The 19,250-nt window shown below is 60.2% G+C and carries 14 protein-coding genes; 5 read left to right on the top strand and 9 right to left on the bottom strand.

The features are described from left to right. The first annotated feature begins 4 nt into the window (after nt 1-4). The 4 genes from IM739_RS02965 to trxA all read left to right on the top strand — a co-directional run bounded on the left by IM739_RS02965 (nt 5) and on the right by trxA (nt 7,881). Nucleotides 5-736: a nucleotidyltransferase family protein gene (locus tag IM739_RS02965; protein ID WP_237369763.1), complete on the top strand. Its 732-nt coding sequence runs from the start codon at nt 5-7 to the stop codon at nt 734-736. A 3-nt stretch (nt 737-739) separates the two neighbouring features. Then, nucleotides 740-3,931, top strand: a complete 3,192-nt coding sequence (addB, locus tag IM739_RS02960) for a double-strand break repair protein AddB (protein WP_237369762.1) — start codon at nt 740-742, stop codon at nt 3,929-3,931. Further along, complete coding sequence (addA, locus tag IM739_RS02955; protein WP_237369761.1) at nt 3,924-7,487, top strand: double-strand break repair helicase AddA; 3,564 nt, start codon at nt 3,924-3,926, stop codon at nt 7,485-7,487. The genes addB and addA overlap by 8 nt, the downstream gene beginning before the upstream one ends. A gap of 73 nt (nt 7,488-7,560) precedes the next feature. Next, a complete protein-coding gene (gene trxA, locus IM739_RS02950) occupies nt 7,561-7,881 on the top strand; it encodes a thioredoxin (RefSeq protein ID WP_237369760.1) in 321 nt (106 codons plus the stop codon). A 57-nt stretch (nt 7,882-7,938) separates the two neighbouring features. On the opposite strand, the gene IM739_RS02945 is transcribed toward trxA, so the two are convergent. The 8 genes from IM739_RS02945 to IM739_RS02910 all read right to left on the bottom strand — a co-directional run bounded on the left by IM739_RS02945 (nt 7,939) and on the right by IM739_RS02910 (nt 15,784). Beyond that, nucleotides 7,939-9,279 carry a bifunctional folylpolyglutamate synthase/dihydrofolate synthase gene (locus IM739_RS02945; protein WP_237369759.1) on the bottom strand — a complete coding sequence of 447 codons (1,341 nt, stop codon included), beginning with the start codon at nt 9,277-9,279 and terminating at the stop codon, nt 7,939-7,941. Between the two features lie 41 nt (nt 9,280-9,320). Beyond that, nucleotides 9,321-10,226 carry an acetyl-CoA carboxylase, carboxyltransferase subunit beta gene (accD, locus tag IM739_RS02940; RefSeq protein WP_237369758.1) on the bottom strand — a complete coding sequence of 302 codons (906 nt, stop codon included), beginning with the start codon at nt 10,224-10,226 and terminating at the stop codon, nt 9,321-9,323. A 38-nt stretch (nt 10,227-10,264) separates the two neighbouring features. Continuing rightward, on the bottom strand, nt 10,265-11,104 hold the full coding sequence (gene trpA, locus IM739_RS02935; protein ID WP_237369757.1) for a tryptophan synthase subunit alpha: 840 nt from the start codon (nt 11,102-11,104) through the stop codon (nt 10,265-10,267). Between the two features lie 2 nt (nt 11,105-11,106). Next, on the bottom strand, nt 11,107-12,327 hold the full coding sequence (trpB, locus tag IM739_RS02930; protein ID WP_237369756.1) for a tryptophan synthase subunit beta: 1,221 nt from the start codon (nt 12,325-12,327) through the stop codon (nt 11,107-11,109). Then, nucleotides 12,324-12,998 carry a phosphoribosylanthranilate isomerase gene (locus IM739_RS02925; protein WP_237369755.1) on the bottom strand — a complete coding sequence of 225 codons (675 nt, stop codon included), beginning with the start codon at nt 12,996-12,998 and terminating at the stop codon, nt 12,324-12,326. The genes trpB and IM739_RS02925 overlap by 4 nt, the downstream gene beginning before the upstream one ends. Before the next feature lie 72 nt (nt 12,999-13,070). After that, the gene (locus IM739_RS02920) at nt 13,071-13,829 is read right to left on the bottom strand and encodes a M48 family metallopeptidase (RefSeq protein WP_237369754.1); all 759 of its coding nucleotides are present in this window, start codon (nt 13,827-13,829) and stop codon (nt 13,071-13,073) included. A 92-nt stretch (nt 13,830-13,921) separates the two neighbouring features. Further along, a complete protein-coding gene (locus tag IM739_RS02915; RefSeq protein ID WP_237370954.1) occupies nt 13,922-14,356 on the bottom strand; it encodes a DUF2852 domain-containing protein in 435 nt (144 codons plus the stop codon). 147 nt (nt 14,357-14,503) lie between these two features. Further along, complete coding sequence (locus tag IM739_RS02910) at nt 14,504-15,784, bottom strand: polyhydroxyalkanoate depolymerase (protein ID WP_237369753.1); 1,281 nt, start codon at nt 15,782-15,784, stop codon at nt 14,504-14,506. Nucleotides 15,785-16,082: 298 nt separating this feature from the next. Between IM739_RS02910 and IM739_RS02905 the strand changes: the two genes are divergently transcribed. Continuing rightward, the gene (locus IM739_RS02905) at nt 16,083-16,673 is read left to right on the top strand and encodes a nitroreductase family protein (RefSeq protein ID WP_237369752.1); all 591 of its coding nucleotides are present in this window, start codon (nt 16,083-16,085) and stop codon (nt 16,671-16,673) included. Between the two features lie 124 nt (nt 16,674-16,797). On the opposite strand, the gene gyrB is transcribed toward IM739_RS02905, so the two are convergent. After that, nucleotides 16,798-19,233 carry a DNA topoisomerase (ATP-hydrolyzing) subunit B gene (gyrB, locus tag IM739_RS02900; protein WP_237369751.1) on the bottom strand — a complete coding sequence of 812 codons (2,436 nt, stop codon included), beginning with the start codon at nt 19,231-19,233 and terminating at the stop codon, nt 16,798-16,800. Nucleotides 19,234-19,250 lie beyond the last annotated feature (17 nt).

Here is a 19,250-nt window from a genome sequence, read left to right as displayed (position 1 = left end):
CACAATGAAAATCACCCAAGCCATGGTGCTCGCGGCCGGTCTCGGCACGCGGATGCGGCCGATCACCGACACCATCCCGAAACCGCTGGTGAAAATCAGCGGCAAGCCGATGATCGACTATGCCCTGGAGGCGCTTGCCGAGGCTGGCGTCGAGACAGCGGTCGTCAACGTGCATCACCACGCAGACCAGATGGAAGCGCATCTCAGAGCTTTCAACGGTCTTGAGATCAAGATTTCCGATGAGCGGGATCGGCTGATGGATTCCGGCGGCGGCTTGGCTAGGGGATTGACGCAGCTCAAGTCGTCCCCTGCTTTCGTGATGAATGCCGATCTGTTCTGGATCGGCGAAGCTGAGGGTGAGCCGTCAAACCTGCGCAGGCTTGCGGCAATGTTCGATCCGCAGTCGATGGATATCGCCATGTTGTGCGCCGACCCGGAGCGGACGACCGGACACAATGGCAAGATCGACTTTTCGCTGGCTGCCGATGGTCGCTTGGCCCGTTACACAGCAGGCGATGCAAATCCTGTCATCTATGCGGGTGCGCTGGTGCTGATGCCCGGCTTTCTGGCCGATGCGCCGTCTGAACCGTTCAACCTCAACATCTATTTCGATCGCGCCATTGCAGCCGGCCGTCTGCGGGGCCTGATACTTGATGGCGAATGGCTGACCGTCGGTACTCCTGAAGCAATCGGCGAGGCGGAAGCAACCATCCAGCGCGTCAGTCGGGGCCTGTAGGCCATGGCCAGCGGTCGCACGCCAAGGGTCTTCACCATTCCGGCGGGTCTGCCATTTCTGCGCATGCTGACACGTGCGCTGGTCGACGGTGACCTTGTCGACAGCTATCGCTACGATCCGGCCGATCCGCTGTCTCTGTCGCGGGTGACTATCCTGGTTCCCACCCGACGCGCAGCCCGCGTCCTGCGGTCGGAATTCGTGGATCTGCTTGGTGGCCGGTCGGCGATCCTGCCGCAGATCAGGACCCTGGGCGAGACCGATGACGACAGCGGTTTCTTCGACCACGATACGCCCTCGGCGCTCGATCTGGCCCCTCCGGTCAGTGGAACTGTGATGCTGCTCGAGTTGGCACGGCTTATCCTCGCCTGGCGAAACCAGTTGCCTGAGATCGTGCGCTCCATTCATGCCGATACGCCGCTCGTTGCACCTGCAAGCCCGGCCGACGCGGTCTGGCTGGCACGTGCATTGACCGAACTGATCGAAGCGGCCGAGACCGAAGGCAGCGACTGGAAAAACCTGTCCAATCTGAAGGCGGAAAACTTCGCATCCTGGTGGCAACTGACGCTGGAATTCCTGAAGATCGCCACGGCATTCTGGCCGGCCCGTCTGGAAGAACTGATGCGCTCATCGCCGGCCCGTCACCGTGATGCGGTCCTGCGTGCAGAGGCGGATCGCATTCGCCGCCAGGGCACTGAAGGACCGATCATCGTCGCCGGTTCGACTGGTTCAATTCCGGCAGCGGCCGAATTGATCACCGCGATCGCCGAACTCGACCGCGGCGTCGTGGTCCTGCCCGGGCTCGATACCAACATGCCGGACAGGGACTGGGCCAAACTCGACGACCGCGCAGCGCTCGACATTCTGCCAAATCCTGCGGTGCGAGGTCATCCGCAATATGGTCTCGCACATCTGCTCAACCGGATCGGCATAAGCCGAGACGAAGTACAGCTTCTCGCGGCAGCGGATGACGCATTGTCCGACCGCGCGGAAATCCTGTCTCGCGCGATGGCCCCGGCCGAGGCAACCGATGGCTGGAAGGCCTGGCGAGACGGATTTGCCACGGATCGGCTGACGGATGCGTTTCGCGATGTCGCGCTGATCGAAGCAGCCAACGAGCGCGAGGAGGCGACCGCAATCGCGATCGCGCTTCGGCTGGGTCTGGAACAGCCAGGATCCGACAACGAAAGTCGGGTGGCACTGATTACGCCCGATCGCGCATTGGCACGCCGGGTGATGGCAGAACTTGCACGCTTCGGCATTCAGGCCGACGATTCGGCCGGCACGCCGCTGACCGGTACGCAGCAGGCCATGCTCACCCAGGTTCTGGTCGAGGCCTGTTTGCGGCCGGGCGATCCGGTGGCGATTGTCTCCCTGCTCAAGCATCCGCTAGCCCGGTTCGGCTTCGACGCGGAGACAGCGCGTACTGCCGCCGATGCGCTTGAAACCATCGCGTTGCGCGGTGGTATCAAATCGCTGGATCTGGCCGAGATGGAGCCGCTGTTCGAGCAAGGTCTGGCGGCTCATCTCGTGGATCGGCACGCGCCGCAATGGCGTCAGTCACTTTCTGATGAAGCCATCGATCTGGCGAGCGAACTGGCGCAGCGGGTGACCGCTGCCGTCGAGCCATTGGTGGGCGTGCTGGTGCGCACCGCAGATGGCCGCGTGCTATCCAACAGACTGGTGCTTGGGGACTGGGCCGAACGCACCGGCCGGGTGATCGAGGCCGTCTGCGTCGACGACCGCGGCGATCTGGCCGGCATCTGGGGCGAAGAGGCCGGCGACACGCTGGCCGAGCTCCTCACGCAGGTGATCGCGACAGAGGGGCGGATCGAGGCCGACGGCCCGCAATGGATCGACATTGTCGCAGCCCTGATGGCTGGACAGGCCGTGAAACCGAAGGCGATGCGCCATCCACGGGTTTTCATCTTCGGAACCCTCGAAGCGCGACTTCAAAATGTCGACATGGTGGTGATCGGCGGGATGAACGAAGGTGGCTGGCCGGGCCAGACCACCAACAATCCCTTCCTGTCACGCGTGATGAAAGCCGAAGTCGGGCTTGAGCCGCCGGAACGGCAAATTGGCCAGGTCGCTCATGATTTCGAAATGGCCTGCGGGACCCGCAATCTGATCTTTTCGCGTTCGCTGCGCCAGGGATCGGCACCAACGGTTGCTTCGCGCTGGCTGCAGCGTCTGCTGGCACTGGGCGGGTCTGGTTTTGAGAAGGATCTCAAACAGCGCGGCGACCTCTATCGTCGCTATGTCGATCTGCTGGACGATGGCGACAACCAGGCGCCGGCACAGAGACCGGCGCCAAAACCGAAGGCAGAGCTGCAGCCGCGTTCTTTTACCTTCAGCGAGGTCGGGCGGTTCAGGCGCGATCCCTACGCTACCTATGCCAAACGCATTTTGCGGCTTGATGCCGTCGATCCGTTCAATGAGGATCCGGGTGCCGCAGAACGCGGGACCCTCTATCACGGCATTGTCGATCGCTTCATCAAGGAGGGTCACGATGCCACCAGGAGAGATGCGCTCGACATCCTCTATCGGATCACCGACGAGGAATTTCTCAAGCAAGCGCTGCCGCTGCATATCGATATCGTCTGGCGACAGCGTTTCTACGGCGTGGCGCAGTCCTTTCTCAAATGGGAGCGCGCGCGCCGGCCTGAGATCCGGACAACATTGACCGAGGTGCGCGGCAATGTGGTGTTGAAACCGATCAACATTACCATCCGCGGTGTCGCCGACCGGATCGACATCAAGGGCGGTGGCCATGCTGATATCATCGACTACAAGACGGGCCTCAATCCCAGTGCTGCCCAGGCACGAAGCCTGCTCGATCCGCAGCTGGCGCTGGAGGCCGCAGCGCTGATGGAAAGCGCCTTTGGCTCGGCCGGACAGCTGAAGCCGGACAATCTGATCTATGTGCGACTGAGACCCGGTGACCGTTTCTGTGTGGACCAGGTCAACAACGAACTTTCGGGCCGTGGTGACAACCGCAAATCGGCAGCCGAGCTCGCAGTCCAGTCGGTCGAGGAACTCGGGAAATTCATCCAGGCCCTGCAATCGGGCGAACGTGGCTTTGTCTCGCGGCTGATCCCGGCGGAGCAGACCAAATATGGCGGCGAGTATGATCATCTGGCGCGTGTCGCCGAATGGTCGACTGCTGACAGCGAGGAGGCGGGCTCCGATGAGTGACAACCCTTCCCTACCCACAGACCTGCCGGTCGGCGATGATCCTGGCGCATGGATCGACTGGACGACGGTGGAGCAGTCGCGCGCCTCGCATCCCGGACAGTCTGCCTGGGTTTCCGCCAATGCCGGTTCCGGCAAGACGCATGTTTTGACCCAACGCGTCATCCGTCTTCTGCTGGCCGGGGCCCGCCCCTCCTCGATCCTTTGCCTCACGTATACAAAGGCGGCGGCATCGGAAATGTCCAACCGTGTTTTCGACCGGCTGGCCGAGTGGGCGACGCTGGATGACACCGAACTTGCCAAGCGCGTAACGGCCATCGAGCAGCGCGTACCGGACCGCACGACGCTTGCGGCCGCGCGCCAGCTCTTTGCCAAGGCGCTCGAGACGCCGGGCGGATTGAAAATCCAGACAATCCACGCCTTTTGCGAAGCGCTGCTGCACCAGTTTCCGTTGGAAGCCAATGTCGCCGGCCATTTCAGCGTTCTCGATGACCGGGCTGCCGTTGCCGTTCTCGCCGAAGCCCGCCGCTCGCTGCTGACGGCGACGTCGAGCGAAGACGATGCGGATCTGGCCGAAGCCTTCTCCCAGGTGCTCGGCATTGCGGATGAGAGCGGGCTGGAAACGCTGATCAGCGATATTGTCGCCAATCGCCACGCGATACGGCAATTCCGCCGGGAATCCGCCCGCCACGGCAGCATTGATGCAGCCTTGCGCCTGCGCTTCGAAATCAGTCCCGATGAAACAGAAGCATCGCGGGCAGAGGCCTATTGGCCTCTTGCCGGCCTTTCCGGTCCATTCTTTGCCCAGTACATTCGGTTGGCACTGGAAAAGGGCGGCGAGAAGGTTCGCTCGGTTGCCGAGACGCTGGAGCGCGTGCTTGTCGAACGTGATCCCCTGGAGCGGGCAAAACTGCTCGATGGTGCCTTCCTGACACAGGCGGAAGCGCCCAAGGCTGACAGCTCGCTGATTGCGGCAGCCATGACCAAGGCGGCGCCCGAGTTACGTGACGCAGTGATTGCAGCCCGCGAACATGTGGTTGGCAAACGCGACAGGCTGCGGATCTTCCGCATGTACGAGGCGACAAAGGCTGCCCTTACGCTCGCGGTGCGGTTGGACGAAGACTATGAAGACCTGAAGAAACGCAGATCCCAACTCGACTTCGAGGATCTGATCGCCCGCAGCGCAGAACTGCTGATGCGCGCAGATGTCGGTGCCTGGGTGCACTACAAGCTCGACCAGGGCATCGACCATATCCTGGTCGACGAGGCACAGGACACGAGCCCGGTGCAATGGTCCGTCATCCGGTCGCTGCGCGAGGACTTTTTTTCCGGCGCAAGCGCCCGTCCGGGCGTGCGCACCTTCTTTGCCGTGGGTGACGAAAAACAGTCGATCTATTCGTTCCAGGGTGCCCGCCCGGAGCAGTTTTCCGTCGAGGCAAAACAAACGCAGCAGGCGGTCCATGATGGTGGGCAGACGTTCAATACGATCCGCCTGCCGCTTTCCTTCCGCTCGACCTCGGCAATCCTTTCCGCAGTCGATCAGGTGTTTTCCGTCAGCGAGAATTTCCGTGGCCTCAGCGCCGGCGGCGACGCGGTCGTACATATGTCGAGCCGTAGCGGCCACCCGGGCGAAGTCGACCTCTGGGATATGGTCGCTGCGGAAAAGCAGGACAAGGTCGAGGACTGGACCGCCCCCTTCGATGCAACACCGGAAAGCGCGCCCTCCGCCATTCTGGCGCGTCGAATAGCCCACGCGATCAGCGAACTGGTCGGCAAACAGGCAATCATCGAGAAGGGTGTCGAGCGGTTGATCCAACCCGGCGATATCCTGGTCCTGGTGCGCAAGCGCGACAGCTTTGTCAATGCACTGACCCGGTCGCTTAAGCGGCCCTACAGCATTCCGGTGGCCGGCGCCGACCGACTGAAACTGACCAACCACATTGCGGTGCAGGACATGCTGGCACTTGGACGGTTCCTGTTGCTGCCGGCCGACGATCTGTCCCTGGCGGCCATCCTGAAAAGCCCGCTGTTCAATCATGTCGAAGAACAGCTTCTGGACCTTGCAGCCGAACGGCCGGAAAAGCAGAGCCTCTGGGCTCGACTGCGGGACCTGGCCCAGGTCGATGGATCGCCATGGGCGGCAAGCTGGAAGAAGCTACAGCTTTTCCTCGAGCTTTCACGCACTCACTCGGTGCATGACTTCTATGCCCGGGTCCTTGGCATTCACGGCGGGCGACGTGTCTACCTCGGAAGGCTGGGCACCGAGGTCAGCGATATTCTCGACGAGTTCCTGACTTTTGCGCTGTCCTTTGAAACCGCCGGCCTGCCCGGTCTGCAATCCTTCATATCCACGCTGGAGATGGAAGCGCCGGAGGTAAAGCGCGAGCAAGACAAGGAGCGAAACGAAGTCCGGATCATGACCGTGCATGCCTCGAAAGGCCTGGAGGCACCGGTGGTCTTTCTGGTTGATGGCGGATCCAAAGCCTTCAATTCGAACCATCTCGCCAAACTTCGCCTCCTTGAGACACACACGGCTCAGCCGGCGGTTCCAATCTGGGTGCCGACCAAGGCGCTCGGTAATTCGCTGACCGACGCCGACAGCCAGTTGCGAAGGCGCCAAACGGAAGAGGAATATCGGCGACTGCTTTATGTCGCCATGACACGTGCCGCCGACCGGCTGATCATCTGTGGCTATCGCGGTGTGCAGGAACCGGGCGATATCTGGCACAGGATGATCGCGGATGCGCTTTCCGGTGACGAAACCCACTGCAGCGCTGCGCAATTCAACGGTGCAGATGGTGCGTGGTCGGGGCTCAAATGGCGCCTGCCGCTCTCCTCGAAGGTCTTTCCTTTGTCGGACGAGATCGTCGCAGACGAAGTCGAGTTGCATTTGCCGGCCGCGCTGTCGCGACCTCTGCCCCCGCCCGTCAGTCTTCCGCGACCGCTCAGCCCATCGGGCGCCGGCAGTATCGTTCTCGATGACACCGACGAGACACTGACGGCGTCGGCACTGTTCACCGAGGACAAGAAGGCCGACCTTGCGCTTCAGCGCGGCCGGCTGGTTCACCGCATGCTGCAGACACTCCCGGCAATCGCAGCCTCCGACAGGGTTCAGGCAGCACAGCGCTATGCGGACCGCGCCGCACGGTTTTGGCCGCGCCCGGAGCGGGAGAGCCTCGTAGATACCGTGATGTCCGTGCTCGAAGCACCCGGCCTGGCACCCCTGTTTTCGAATGCGAGCCAGCCGGAAGTGTCCGTTATGGGCACGCTCATGCTGAAAGGCGAACCTCGCGCCGTATCCGGCCGCATAGACCGGATGGCCGTGCTGGAAGACCGTGTTCTGCTGGTCGACTACAAAACCAACCGCAACTCGCCTCATCACGTGCGGGATGTGCCGCTTTCCCATCGCGCGCAGCTGGCGATCTACAGCGAAATTCTCAAGCCGCTCTATCCAACAAAGCCGATCGAATGCCTGCTGATCTACACGGAAACCGGGACGGTGATTAAGCTTCCGGAAGACGTGATGCGCACCTCACTTGCCGACCTCGAGACATCGTGAGATACCGCATATTGAAATTGTCGCGATGCGGCATCACATATCTAGTCAATTCGATATCTATAAGGAGAGCCCGATGGCTACTGTAAAAGTCGACAAGTCCAATTTTCAGGCCGAAGTTCTCAACGCCGCCGAGCCGGTTGTCGTGGATTTCTGGGCTGAATGGTGCGGCCCGTGCAAGATGATTGCCCCGAGCTTGGAGGAAATCTCCAACGAGCTCGCCGGCAAGGTGAAGATCGTCAAGCTGAACATCGATGAAAACCCGGAACTGGCTGCCCAGTTCGGCGTTCGCTCGATCCCGACGCTGGCCGTGTTCAAGGGTGGCGAAGTGGCCGACATCAAGGTCGGCGCGGCTCCGAAGACCGCTTTGTCGAGCTGGATTTCCAGCGCCGCCTGAGGCCTTGGCAAGATTGGCAATACTGACTGAAAAGCCCGGCTAATCCGGGCTTTTTTTTCATGTCGGAATGGTGCCGTTCTGGGCCAGAACATTGCCGGCGAGATAGAGCGAGCCGCCAATCATGATGCGCGGCGGCGGGCCTCCCGCAACTCTTTCGGCTATAGCATTCAACGCCTCACCGAGCGACCCCGTCGGCAAAGCGGTCAGTCCTGCATCCGCTGCGGACTGGGCCAGCGCGACCGGATCAAGACCTACATCGGAGCCTTCGATCGGAACCGTGTAGACCGCGTGGGCAATGCCGGTGAAGGCGCGGAAATAACCGATCGGGTCCTTGGTATTGATCATGCCGACGATCAGGTGCAGGGGGCGGGCCTTGCGCTCTTCCATCGCAGCCATGGCTTCTGCGATTACTTCGCCAGCACCCGGATTGTGGCCGCCATCAAGCCAGATTTCAGCACCCGCAGGCGCGCGATCGACCAGATGCCCTTCGGTCAATCTTTGCAGTCGGCCGGGCCATTCGACGGACTGCATGGCCTTTTCGGCAATCATCTCGTTGACCGTAAACCCAGCCGCCTTGACGGCGCGAATCGCGGTCGCGGCGTTGCCTATCTGGTGGCGACCTGGAAGACGGGGAAGCGGCAAGTCCATGAGGCCGAACTCGTCCTGATAGACCAACCGACCGAATTCCTCGTAACCAAGAAAATCCTGGCTAAAGACAGAAAGCGGACAGCCAAGTCGTTCGGCCGTGGTGATCAACACATCACGGGCACCTTCGAATTCCTGGTGCCCAATGACGACGGGAACACCGCGTTTCATGATGCCGGCCTTCTCGGCCGCGATCAGTTCGACGCGGTCGCCAAGATAGGCCTGGTGATCGAGCGAGATTGGCTGGATGATAGAAACAGCGGGTTTTTCAACCACATTGGTGGCGTCGAAGCGACCACCGAGACCAACCTCTATGACGGAAACGTCGGCAGGCTGTTCTGAAAACAGCAGAAATGTGACCGCCGTCAGGATCTCGAAAACGGTGATCGACTGGCCGCCATTGGCATCGGCGACACGGCGGAGCGCATCGGCAAAGACCGCGTCATCAACGATCTGGCCACGACCGCCCTTGACCCCTATGCGATAGCGTTCATGCCAGCGGACCAGATGCGGCGAGGTGTGCACGTGGACCGATAAGCCCTGGGCTTCGAGCAGTGCCCGGCAAAAGGCCGTCGCCGAGCCCTTGCCGTTGGTGCCCGCCACATGAATAACCGGCGGCAAACGCTTTTCGGGATTGCCGAGCAGATCGAGCAGGCGGCGAATACGGTCGAGGGAGAGATCGTATCCCTTGGGGTGCAACCCCATGAGTTTTTCGATCTCGGCATCGGCCAGGCTCAAGGTAGGCACTGTCATCACGGTCGTTCCACTGCCATTGGCCAAAGACGATGGTCGTCTCAGGCCGACGCCTTCGTCGTAAGGGCTGGAGTGGCGTTTGAAACCACATCATTGGCAGGACGCTTGGTCATGATCTTCAAAACGCGGGCGAGAAGATCGGGAATCTCGTGACGCTTGACAACCATATCGACCATGCCGTGCTCAAGCAGATATTCCGATGTCTGGAAACCTTCCGGCAGCTTTTCGCGGATGGTCTGCTCGATGACACGTTTGCCGGCGAAGCAGATTTCAGCGCCGGGCTCCGCGATGTGCAGATCACCCAGCATTGCGTAGGACGCCGTCACGCCACCCGTGGTCGGGTTGGTCAGAACCACGATGTAAGGAAGGCCCGCTTCCTTCAGCATGTCGACCGCAACCGTCGTGCGCGGCAACTGCATCAGGGACAGGATGCCTTCCTGCATGCGTGCGCCGCCCGATGCGGGGAACATGACCAGCGGGCACTTTTCCTTCAGCGCGCGCTCGAAGGCCTTCACGATCGCCTCACCGGCTGCGATGCCGAGCGAACCGCCCATGAAGTTGAACTCATGAACAACGGCCACCAGCTTGAGCCCCTGAACGGTGCCGACGCCGGCCAAGATGGTGTCTTCCTGTTCGGTTTTCAGACGGCTATCTTTCAGGCGGTCGGTGTATTTCTTGGAATCGCGGAACTTCAGCGGGTCCTGCGCGACCTTCGGTTGCTGCAGCGCTTCATACTGGCCGTTGTCGAACAGGTGGATCAGGCGTGCCTTGGCTGGCATCTTCATGTGATAGCCGGAGGCAGGAATGACCCACTTGTTCTCTTCGAGGTCCTTGTGGAAGACCATTTCGCCGGTTTCGGGGCACTTGATCCAGAGGTTTTCCGGCACTTCCCGGCGACCCAGCATGGAATTGATGCGCGGGCGCACATAGTTGGTGATCCAGTTCACGCGGTATACTCCTGACTTTTACAGCCTTTATCGGAAAATTATTCGGCAGCAGCAAGGCGCGCACTGCGCGTACCGCTTGCAAGGCCGCGAACCAGGGTGACGACGGCCTGAACCGTATCCGCCGTGGCTTTCCCGTCAGCTGTCAGATTGTTGGCGACCTGATTGACAATAGCCGTGCCGACGACAACGCCGTCTGCATTGGCACCAATCAGGCGGGCATGTTCGGCGGTCTTGACGCCGAAGCCGACGCAGATCGGCAGATCCGTGTGGGCCTTGATGCGCTGAACCGCACCGGAAACGCGCGAAGGATCAAGCATCGAGGAACCTGTGATGCCATTCATCGACACGTAATAGACAAAGCCGGACGTGTTCTGCAGCACGGTCGGCAGACGCTTGTCGTCCGTCGTCGGCGTGGCCAGACGAATGAAGTTGATGTCGCGACGGCGGGCGGGAATGCAGAGTTCGTCGTCCATTTCCGGTGGAAGATCGACGACGATCAGGCCATCGATACCAACGTCGACCGCCACATCGAGAAAATGCTCGACACCGAAGACGTAGATCGGATTGTAGTAGCCCATGAGCACGATCGGCGTTGTCTGATCGGTCTTGCGGAATTCGCGCGCGAGTTCGAGCGTCTTGAGCAGGGTCTGGCCTGACTTCAGGGCGCGCTGTCCCGCCATCTGGATCGCAGGACCATCGGCCATCGGATCGGAGAAAGGCATGCCAAGTTCGATCACGTCGGAGCCAGCTTCCGGCAGCGCCTTCATGATCGCCAGTGATGTGGCGTAGTCCGGATCGCCGGCCATGAAATAGGTTACCAGGGCGGGACGGCCTTCAGCCTTCAGATCGGCGAAGCGTTTATCCATGCGTGCAGTCATGATCAGAGCCCCATTCCGAGAATCTTGCCGACGGTGAAGATGTCCTTGTCGCCGCGTCCGCAGAGATTCATGACAATGATCTGGTCCTTGCCCATCGTCGGCGCGCGCTTAATGACTTCGGCGAGCGCGTGGCTCGGCTCGAGCGCTGGGATGATGCCTTCGGTGCGGGTCAGCATCTGGAAGGCCGCAAGCGCCTCATCGTCCTTGATCGGCACATATTCGACACGGCCCATGTCCTTCAGCCAGGAGTGTTCCGGGCCGATGCCAGGATAGTCGAGGCCGGCGGAGATCGAATGACCTTCCTTAATCTGGCCATCGCCGTCCTGCAGCAAGTAGGTGCGGTTGCCATGCAATACGCCTGGCGAACCCGCCGTCAGAGAGGCGCAATGTTCCTCGCCCTCGAGGCCCTTGCCGCCGGCTTCTACGCCAACTATGCGAACGCTTTCGTCATCCAGGAAAGGATGGAAGAGGCCGATGGCATTGGAACCGCCGCCTACGGCCGCAATGAGCATGTCCGGGAGCCGACCTTCGGCAGCCATTATCTGCTCGCGTGTTTCGCGACCGATCACCGACTGGAAGTCGCGCACCATCTCCGGATAGGGATGCGGGCCAGCGGCTGTGCCGATCATGTAATAGGTATCGTCAACATTGGTGACCCAGTCGCGGAGCGCCTCGTTCATGGCATCCTTCAAGGTGCCGTGTCCTGCCGTTACCGGCTTCACTTCGGCGCCGAGCAGCTTCATGCGGAAAACGTTCGGTGCCTGACGCTCGACATCGGTCGCGCCCATATAGACGACACAGGGAATGCCGAAACGGGCAGCTACCGTCGCAGATGCCACGCCATGCTGGCCGGCACCGGTCTCGGCGATGATGCGGGTCTTGCCCATGCGCTTGGCAAGCAGGATCTGACCGAGGCAATTGTTGATCTTGTGCGAACCGGTGTGGTTGAGCTCGTCGCGCTTGAAATAGATCTTTGCGCCACCCAGTTCTTCCGTCAGGCGCTCGGCGAAATAAAGCGGGCTCGGCCGGCCAGTATAATGGGTATTCAGATGCGCCAGCTCAGCCTGGAATTCCGGATCGGTCTTTGCCTTTTCCCACTCGGCCTGAAGGTCGAGGATCAACGGCATCAGGGTTTCGGCGACGAAGCGGCCACCGAAGATGCCGAAGCGGCCGTCCTCGTCCGGGCCTTCCCGGAAGGAATTGGGTTTGGGTGACTCGTTCACTTGACACTCCCTGATACCGGTACGCGGCGCGAAGCCTCAGCGACCGCCGCAAAAAACTCGTCCATCATCTGCAGATCCTTGACCCCGGGCGCGCTTTCGACGCCCGAGGAAACATCAATCCCACGAGCGCCCGTTTCGCGCAGGGCGTCCGCTATGTTGTCCTTGTTGAGCCCACCGGAAAGCATGTAATTCACACTTTCGTCAAGCGAGCGCAACAGTCGCCAATCAAATGTGACGCCATTTCCGCCGGGCAGATCCGAGCCGACCGGCGGCTTCGCATCGAAGAGAAAACGATCGGCAATACCTATATAGGGTTCGATGCGCTTGAGATCATCTGGCTCACGGATCGAAAATGCCTTCATGATCGGCAAACCGGTCATCGCCTTGACCGTCAAAAGCCGCTCCGGGCTTTCATGTCCGTGAAATTGCAAGATATCCGGACGCAGCAGAGCGATGATCTCGTCCAGATCGTCCGCATCAGCATCGACCGTCACAGCAACGATCTTGGCCCGGCCGCGGACGCGGTCCGCCAGAGCACCGGCAATGTCCGGCTCGATATTGCGCGGGCTCTTGGCAAAAAATATGAAGCCGATATGGGTCGCCCCGCGCTCAACAGCGCGATCGACAGCCTCCGGCGTCTTCAATCCGCAGATCTTGATATCGGGTCTCATGGCAGCGAAGTCGCACGAAATCACAAAAGAGTCGAGCCAAATTGCGACCTATGCTGAACGGTCAGGGATCGATCAGCCGAAGTCGATCGCATGAAGCGCAGAGCCATGCCGCTTTAACCAAGCCTTCGATTCATCCATGTGGGGGCAGAGCTCCTTGCAAAGCGACCAAAATGCCGGCCCATGGTTCATCTCACGCAGATGTGCGACTTCATGCGCGGCGAGATAATCGATCACAGGCGGCGGTGCCATGACGATGCGCCAGGAGAAGCTCAGCTTGCCATCCCAGGAACAAGATCCCCATCGGCTGCGGGTGTCCTTCAAGCTCAGGCTCCTGATCGGTTTGCCGACAGACCGGGCATGTTGCTCGGCCAAACGCTCCAGATCCCGACGTGCCTCCTTCTTGAGAAAATCGCAGATACGGCGTGGCAGATGATCCTCGAGACCGCTGACGCTGAGGATATGGCCGATTTCGCTGTCAATCGACTGGGTCAGCCCCCGCATCTGTCCGGAGTGGACGATGCGGTGCTTGACGCCGCGCAGCGCAATCTCGCCACCATCCTCGATCGCGCCGCCGGCGGCCTGCCGCGCAAGCCGGGTGCGGAGCCAGCCCTGATGGCGATCGAGGAAGTCCTCGATGTCCCGTTCCCTGAGTCCATGCGGGATGGTCATCTTGAGCGCCCTTCCGCCGGGCTCGATACGCAGCGTGATGCGTGTTGCGCGGGTGTTCCTGCGGATCGTCAGAGGCAGTTCACGGCCGTCAACGGCCAGCATCCTGTCCAGCGCGATACTGGACGTGCGGGTTACAGCGGGCTTTTTGAACAGGGAGAACATCGTTGTCTTTTAGCCGATTCGTACGGGAAATTGACGCATAAAAAGGCCGGCATCAAGGATGCCGGCCTCGTTTTGGTCGCGCAGGCGCGTTTTCAGTTGCCGGAATTGCCCATTGGCGCAATCCCCTGATCGGCAGACTTCACCTGTTGGCGATCGCGCATGAAGCGATCGAATTCTTCCTGGTCCTTGGCGCGGCGCAGTTCACGCGCATAGGCGTCGAAATCCGCACGCATTTCATCGAGCTTGCGACGCTCTTCATCAAGCCGATCGAGCTCTGCCTTGCGCCAATCATCAAAGGCGACATTGCCGGTGGCCGAAGTCGAGCCCTGATAGCGGCTCGAGCGACACCAGGCAAACGCGTCGTCCGCCTTGCGGTTGGCTTCACGCTTGAAAGTCTGGAACTTGTCGCCAAACAGAATGTAGGCAAGCATGGCAAGGCCGAGTGGCCAGAATACCATGAATCCAAGTACCATCAGGACGACGGTCGCCGGAGTCCAATCCGGTCGAAGCAATGCTGACTGGTTCATCATCGATTACCCTCGTTTCATCGGGGGCAGGATGCCGACCGATGGAATCGATGTGGGAAATGGCAGCCGCGCGTTCAAGAGAAATGCGGACCCAAATGGACAACCATCTGAATCCGCTAATGTAAATCGGAGCTATTGGTTCGAACGTCAGCCCGCCTTGCCGCCCTTGATGACGCGCTTTACTGGCGTCGCCTTCACACCCTTGCTGTGTTTGGTGGCGAAGGCGATGATACGGGGCGCGATCTCCCTGCGGAAACGCGAACCGTTGAATACGCCATAGTGGCCGACATCCGGCTGCATGTAGTGCATGCGCATCTCGTCCGGGATGCTGCTGCAGATCGTCTGCGCTGCCTGTGTCTGCCCAACACCGGAGATATCATCATTCTCGCCTTCTACCGTCAGCAGCGCGACCTTGCGGATCGCCTTGGTGTCGACCGGCTTGCCACGATGAAGCATCTCGCCTTTCGGCAACGAATGCTTGATGAAAACCGTATCCACGGTCTGGAGATAGAACTCGGCGGTGAGATCCATGACGGCCAGATATTCGTCGTAGAAGTCGCGATGTTTTTCGGCCGAATCGCCGTCATTCTTGACGAGATGGCCGTAGAACTCCTTGTGCGCGATCATATGTCGATCGAGGTTCATCGACATGAAGCCTGAAAGCTGCAGGAAGCCCGGGTAGACGGAACGCATGACGCCCGGCTGAGGCCACGGAACCTGCATGATGACATTGTCGCGGAACCATTCGATTGGCTTGTTCTGCGCAAGCTGGTTGACGGCTGTCGGATTGATGCGGGTGTCGATCGGGCCACCCATCAGCGTCATCGAGGCCGGTGCGCACGTATCGCCGTCGGCTTCCATGACGGCAACCGCAGCCAGGACCGGAACAGAGGGCTGACAGACGGCGACCACGTTCGTGTCCGGGCCGAGATGGTGGAGCATCTCGATCACGTAGTCGATATAGTCGTCGAGGTCGAAGTCACCGTCCGTCACCGGTACCATGCGGGCATCGATCCAGTCGGTTATGTAGACGTCGGCGCTCGGCAGCAACGCCTCAACCGTACCGCGCAGCAGCGTGGCGTAGTGACCGGACATCGGAGCGACGATGAGGATACGAGGGCCCTTGTCGGTGCCAGCCGGCAGATGGCGCTTGAAGTGGATGAGGTTGCAGAACGGCTTGCGCCAGACCACCTCCTCCTCGACGGTGACGGCCTCACCATTGATCGGGGTCGTTGGCAGATCAAAGGCCGGCTTTCCGTATCGGCGCGTGACGCGCTCAAACACTTCGAAGCCCGCGGAGAAGCTTCGGCCGACGACTGTGTGGGACCAAGGGTTGAGAGGGTTTTTCCAGGCCAGGTTCATCGCATCCGCTGTCGCGCGAAACGGCGCCATGACAGCATGGTTGAGTTCATAGAGCTGATAAAACATCGCTTGGCTCACCTTCCGGTCGTGTAGGGCATATAAGCCCATTTCGATATGCTACACTAACAGAGTTTTTGCAGTGCAAAAGCCTTTTGATGCACGGCATCCAAGGAGAACATCGGCACATGCATTTCCGTTCCAACACAAGCTGAATGAAAAGGCTTAAGGTTCCCATTACATCCGCTGGTTAACTGTTATCCACGTCCGCCTGGGGATTTGTGCAACCGCGAAGGAAGTGCTGGCAAGGATTCGGCAATTGCGCCATCTTGTGCCGGCAAGCCTGCCAAAACTGCAAAGGAACCCCATGACTACCAGCAATAGCCGTCAGTCCGAGCACAATGTTGATTCGGTATTTCTCGACCGTTGGTCTCCACGCGCTTTCGACGACAGCGTCATGCCGAAGGCAGATCTGCTGACCATTCTCGATGCAGCCCATTGGGCACCATCCGCGTTCAATTATCAGCCATGGCGTTTTGTCTATGGCCTGAAGGGCACTGCCGAATTCGACAAGCTGCTCGGCATTCTGAATGAGTTCAACCAGGGTTGGGCCAAGACTGCTTCCGCGCTGATCATCGTATTTTCGGATACGCTGAGCCGCCCGGCGGACGGATCGGCGCCAAAGCCTTTCCGCAGCCACAGCTTCGATGCCGGTGCCGCGTGGGGTCTGCTTGCGCTTCAGGCCGTCAAGGCCGGCTATTTCGCCCACGGCATGACCGGCATCGATTTCGACAAGGCAGCCACCGACCTCGGCGCCCCGGAAGGTTTCCATGTCGAGGCCGCCATTGCGATCGGAAAGCCCGGTGACAAATCGGTCCTGCCGGAGGGCCTGCGCGCCAGGGAAATGCCCAACGACCGCAAGCCGCTGAGCGATGTGGCATTCGAAGGCAGCTTCTAAGGCTACTCCAAGATCAAGCGTTTCACGTGAATCGCATTAACCATGATTCACGTGAAAACAGCGGACAAAACAAAGGGCCACATTCTGAGGAATGTGGCCCTTTGTTTTTTGATTGCAGATCCGATCAGATGTCGAGATTGGCAACGCTCAGTGCGTTTTCCTGGATGAAGTCGCGCCGCGGTTCAACTTCGTCGCCCATCAGCCGTGCGAACAGGCTATCGGCATCGGTCGCATCATTAACGCGAACCTGGAGCAAGGAACGGACGTTCGGATCCAGCGTCGTTTCCCACAACTGTTCGGCGTTCATCTCTCCGAGACCCTTATAGCGCTGCATGGAAAGACCCTTGCGGCCCGCCGCAAAAATATGGTCGAGCAATGCGCGCGGCCCAGACATGTCGCTCTTGCCGTCCTTGCGCGCCAGAACCGGCGGTTCGGAATAGATGTCGTGCAGACGCGGCGCCAGCTGGTCGATATGGCGGGCATCTGCCGAGCCGATCAGCGCCACATCGACGGCTGCCGTTTCTTTCACGCCGCGGACCATGCGCTCGAACCGCAGACCGCCCTCGTCGGTAACAAAGCCTTGCCAGCCGCGCTCGGTTTCTTCGGCAATCATGTCGAGACGGCGCGCGACTTCGGCAGCCGTTGCCTCGGCGCGGGCGCGGTTGTCGGTGAGTTCTGGATTGAGCGCACCGGCAATGGCAGCCTGCTCGATGACGTTGCGATTGTAGCGCGAATGCAGGCCTTCGACGAGCGAGCGCAGTCGAAGGGCATCCTGGATCACATCGCGCAGATCCTGACCGGCGCGGACTTCGCCATTGGCAAGGGTCAGCGTCGCTTCCTCGATCCCCATGGTGATCAGGTACTCTTCAAGTGCCTTCTCGTCCTTGAGATACTGGATCGACTTGCCGCGCGACACCTTATAGAGCGGCGGCTGGGCAATGTAGAGATGGCCGCGCTCGATCAATTCCGGCATCTGACGGAAGAAGAAGGTCAGCAACAATGTTCTGATATGCGCGCCGTCCACGTCAGCATCGGTCATGATGATGATCTTGTGATAGCGCAGCTTGTCAGCGTTGAACTCGTCTTTGCCAATCGACGTGCCGAGCGCGGTGATCAGCGTGCCGATTTCCTGGCTCGACAGCATCTTGTCGAAACGCGCGCGCTCGACGTTGAGGATCTTGCCGCGTAGCGGCAATATAGCCTGGCTTTCGCGGGATCGGCCCTGCTTTGCCGAGCCACCTGCCGAGTCACCCTCGACGAGGAAGAGTTCGGACTTGGCCGGATCGCGCTCGGAGCAATCGGCGAGCTTGCCGGGCAACGAGGCGATGTCGAGGGCGCCCTTGCGGCGCGTCAGTTCGCGCGCCTTGCGGGCGGCTTCGCGCGCGGCGGCTGCCTCGACAACCTTGCCGACGAGAATCTTGGCTTCGCTCGGATGTTCCTCGAACCATGTGCTGAGCGCTTCGTTCACCAAGCTCTCGACAACCGGGCGAACTTCGGACGAGACAAGCTTGTCCTTGGTCTGCGAGGAGAACTTCGGGTCCGGCACCTTGACCGAAAGAACAGCGGTCAGGCCTTCGCGGCAGTCTTCGCCCTGGAGGGTGACCTTCTCTCGCTTGGTGATACCAGAGCTTTCACCATAGGAGGTGACCTGCCGGGTGAGCGCGGCACGGAAACCCGCCATATGGGTGCCGCCGTCGCGCTGGGGAATGTTGTTGGTGAAGCAAAGCACGTTCTCGTGGTAGCTGTCGTTCCACCACATGGCGACTTCGACCGTGATCCCGTCCTTTTCACCGCGGATGGCGACCGGCTTATGGACAAGAGGCTTCTTTGCCCGGTCCAGATAGACAACGAAGGCTTCAAGACCGCCGTCATAGACCATTTCTTCCTGGCGGATATCCGAGCGGCGCTTGTCGGTCAGCAGAATGCGAACGCCGGAATTGAGAAAGGCCAGTTCACGCAGGCGATGTTCCAGCGTGTTGTAGTCGAATTCGATGTTTGTGAAAGTTTCCGGACTGGGCAGGAAGGTGACTTCCGTGCCGGATCGGCCTTCGTAGTCGCCGATGACGCGCAGCGGCGCGTCGGCCACACCATGGGTAAAGCTGATCTCATGAACCTTGCCGACCCGACGGATCTTGAGGTTCAACTTGACCGACAGCGCGTTCACCACGGAAACGCCCACGCCGTGTAGACCACCTGAAACCTTGTAGGAATTCTGGTCGAATTTGCCGCCCGCATGCAGCTGGGTCATGATGACCTCTGCAGCAGATACGCCCTCGCCCGTGTGAATGTCTGTCGGAATGCCGCGACCGTTGTCGGTCACCGTGACCGAGCCGTCGGCGTTCAACGTGACCGTGACAATGTCGGCATGTCCAGCCAAGGCTTCGTCGATGGCGTTGTCGACCACTTCGTAGACCATGTGGTGAAGACCTGAACCATCGTCAGTATCACCGATATACATGCCCGGCCGCTTGCGGACTGCATCCAGTCCCTTGAGCACCTTGATCGAGTCGGCACCATATTCGGCCGGTCCATCATTTTCCGTGATCGGCAAGTCGGTCATTCAGCAATCTTTCCAGT

It is taken from the genome of Rhizobium sp. SL42 (genome assembly GCF_021729845.1).
Lineage (GTDB): Bacteria > Pseudomonadota > Alphaproteobacteria > Rhizobiales > Rhizobiaceae > Allorhizobium.
Note: the sequence above shows the minus strand (reverse complement) of the source record. Positions and strands in the feature narration are given on the sequence as shown.

Bases quoted from the DNA above. Each gene is read 5' to 3' on its own strand.
- IM739_RS02965 (WP_237369763.1), top strand. From the start codon at position 5: ATGAAAATCACCCAAGCCATGGTGCTCGCGGCCGGTCTCGGCACGCGG.
- addB (WP_237369762.1), top strand. From the start codon at position 740: ATGGCCAGCGGTCGCACGCCAAGGGTCTTCACCATTCCGGCGGGTCTG.
- addA (WP_237369761.1), top strand. From the start codon at position 3,924: ATGAGTGACAACCCTTCCCTACCCACAGACCTGCCGGTCGGCGATGAT.
- trxA (WP_237369760.1), top strand. From the start codon at position 7,561: ATGGCTACTGTAAAAGTCGACAAGTCCAATTTTCAGGCCGAAGTTCTC.
- IM739_RS02945 (WP_237369759.1), bottom strand. From the start codon at position 9,279: ATGACAGTGCCTACCTTGAGCCTGGCCGATGCCGAGATCGAAAAACTC.
- trpA (WP_237369757.1), bottom strand. From the start codon at position 11,104: ATGACTGCACGCATGGATAAACGCTTCGCCGATCTGAAGGCTGAAGGC.
- IM739_RS02925 (WP_237369755.1), bottom strand. From the start codon at position 12,998: ATGAGACCCGATATCAAGATCTGCGGATTGAAGACGCCGGAGGCTGTC.
- IM739_RS02920 (WP_237369754.1), bottom strand. From the start codon at position 13,829: ATGTTCTCCCTGTTCAAAAAGCCCGCTGTAACCCGCACGTCCAGTATC.
- IM739_RS02915 (WP_237370954.1), bottom strand. From the start codon at position 14,356: ATGAACCAGTCAGCATTGCTTCGACCGGATTGGACTCCGGCGACCGTC.
- IM739_RS02910 (WP_237369753.1), bottom strand. From the start codon at position 15,784: ATGTTTTATCAGCTCTATGAACTCAACCATGCTGTCATGGCGCCGTTT.
- IM739_RS02905 (WP_237369752.1), top strand. From the start codon at position 16,083: ATGACTACCAGCAATAGCCGTCAGTCCGAGCACAATGTTGATTCGGTA.
- gyrB (WP_237369751.1), bottom strand. From the start codon at position 19,233: ATGACCGACTTGCCGATCACGGAAAATGATGGACCGGCCGAATATGGT.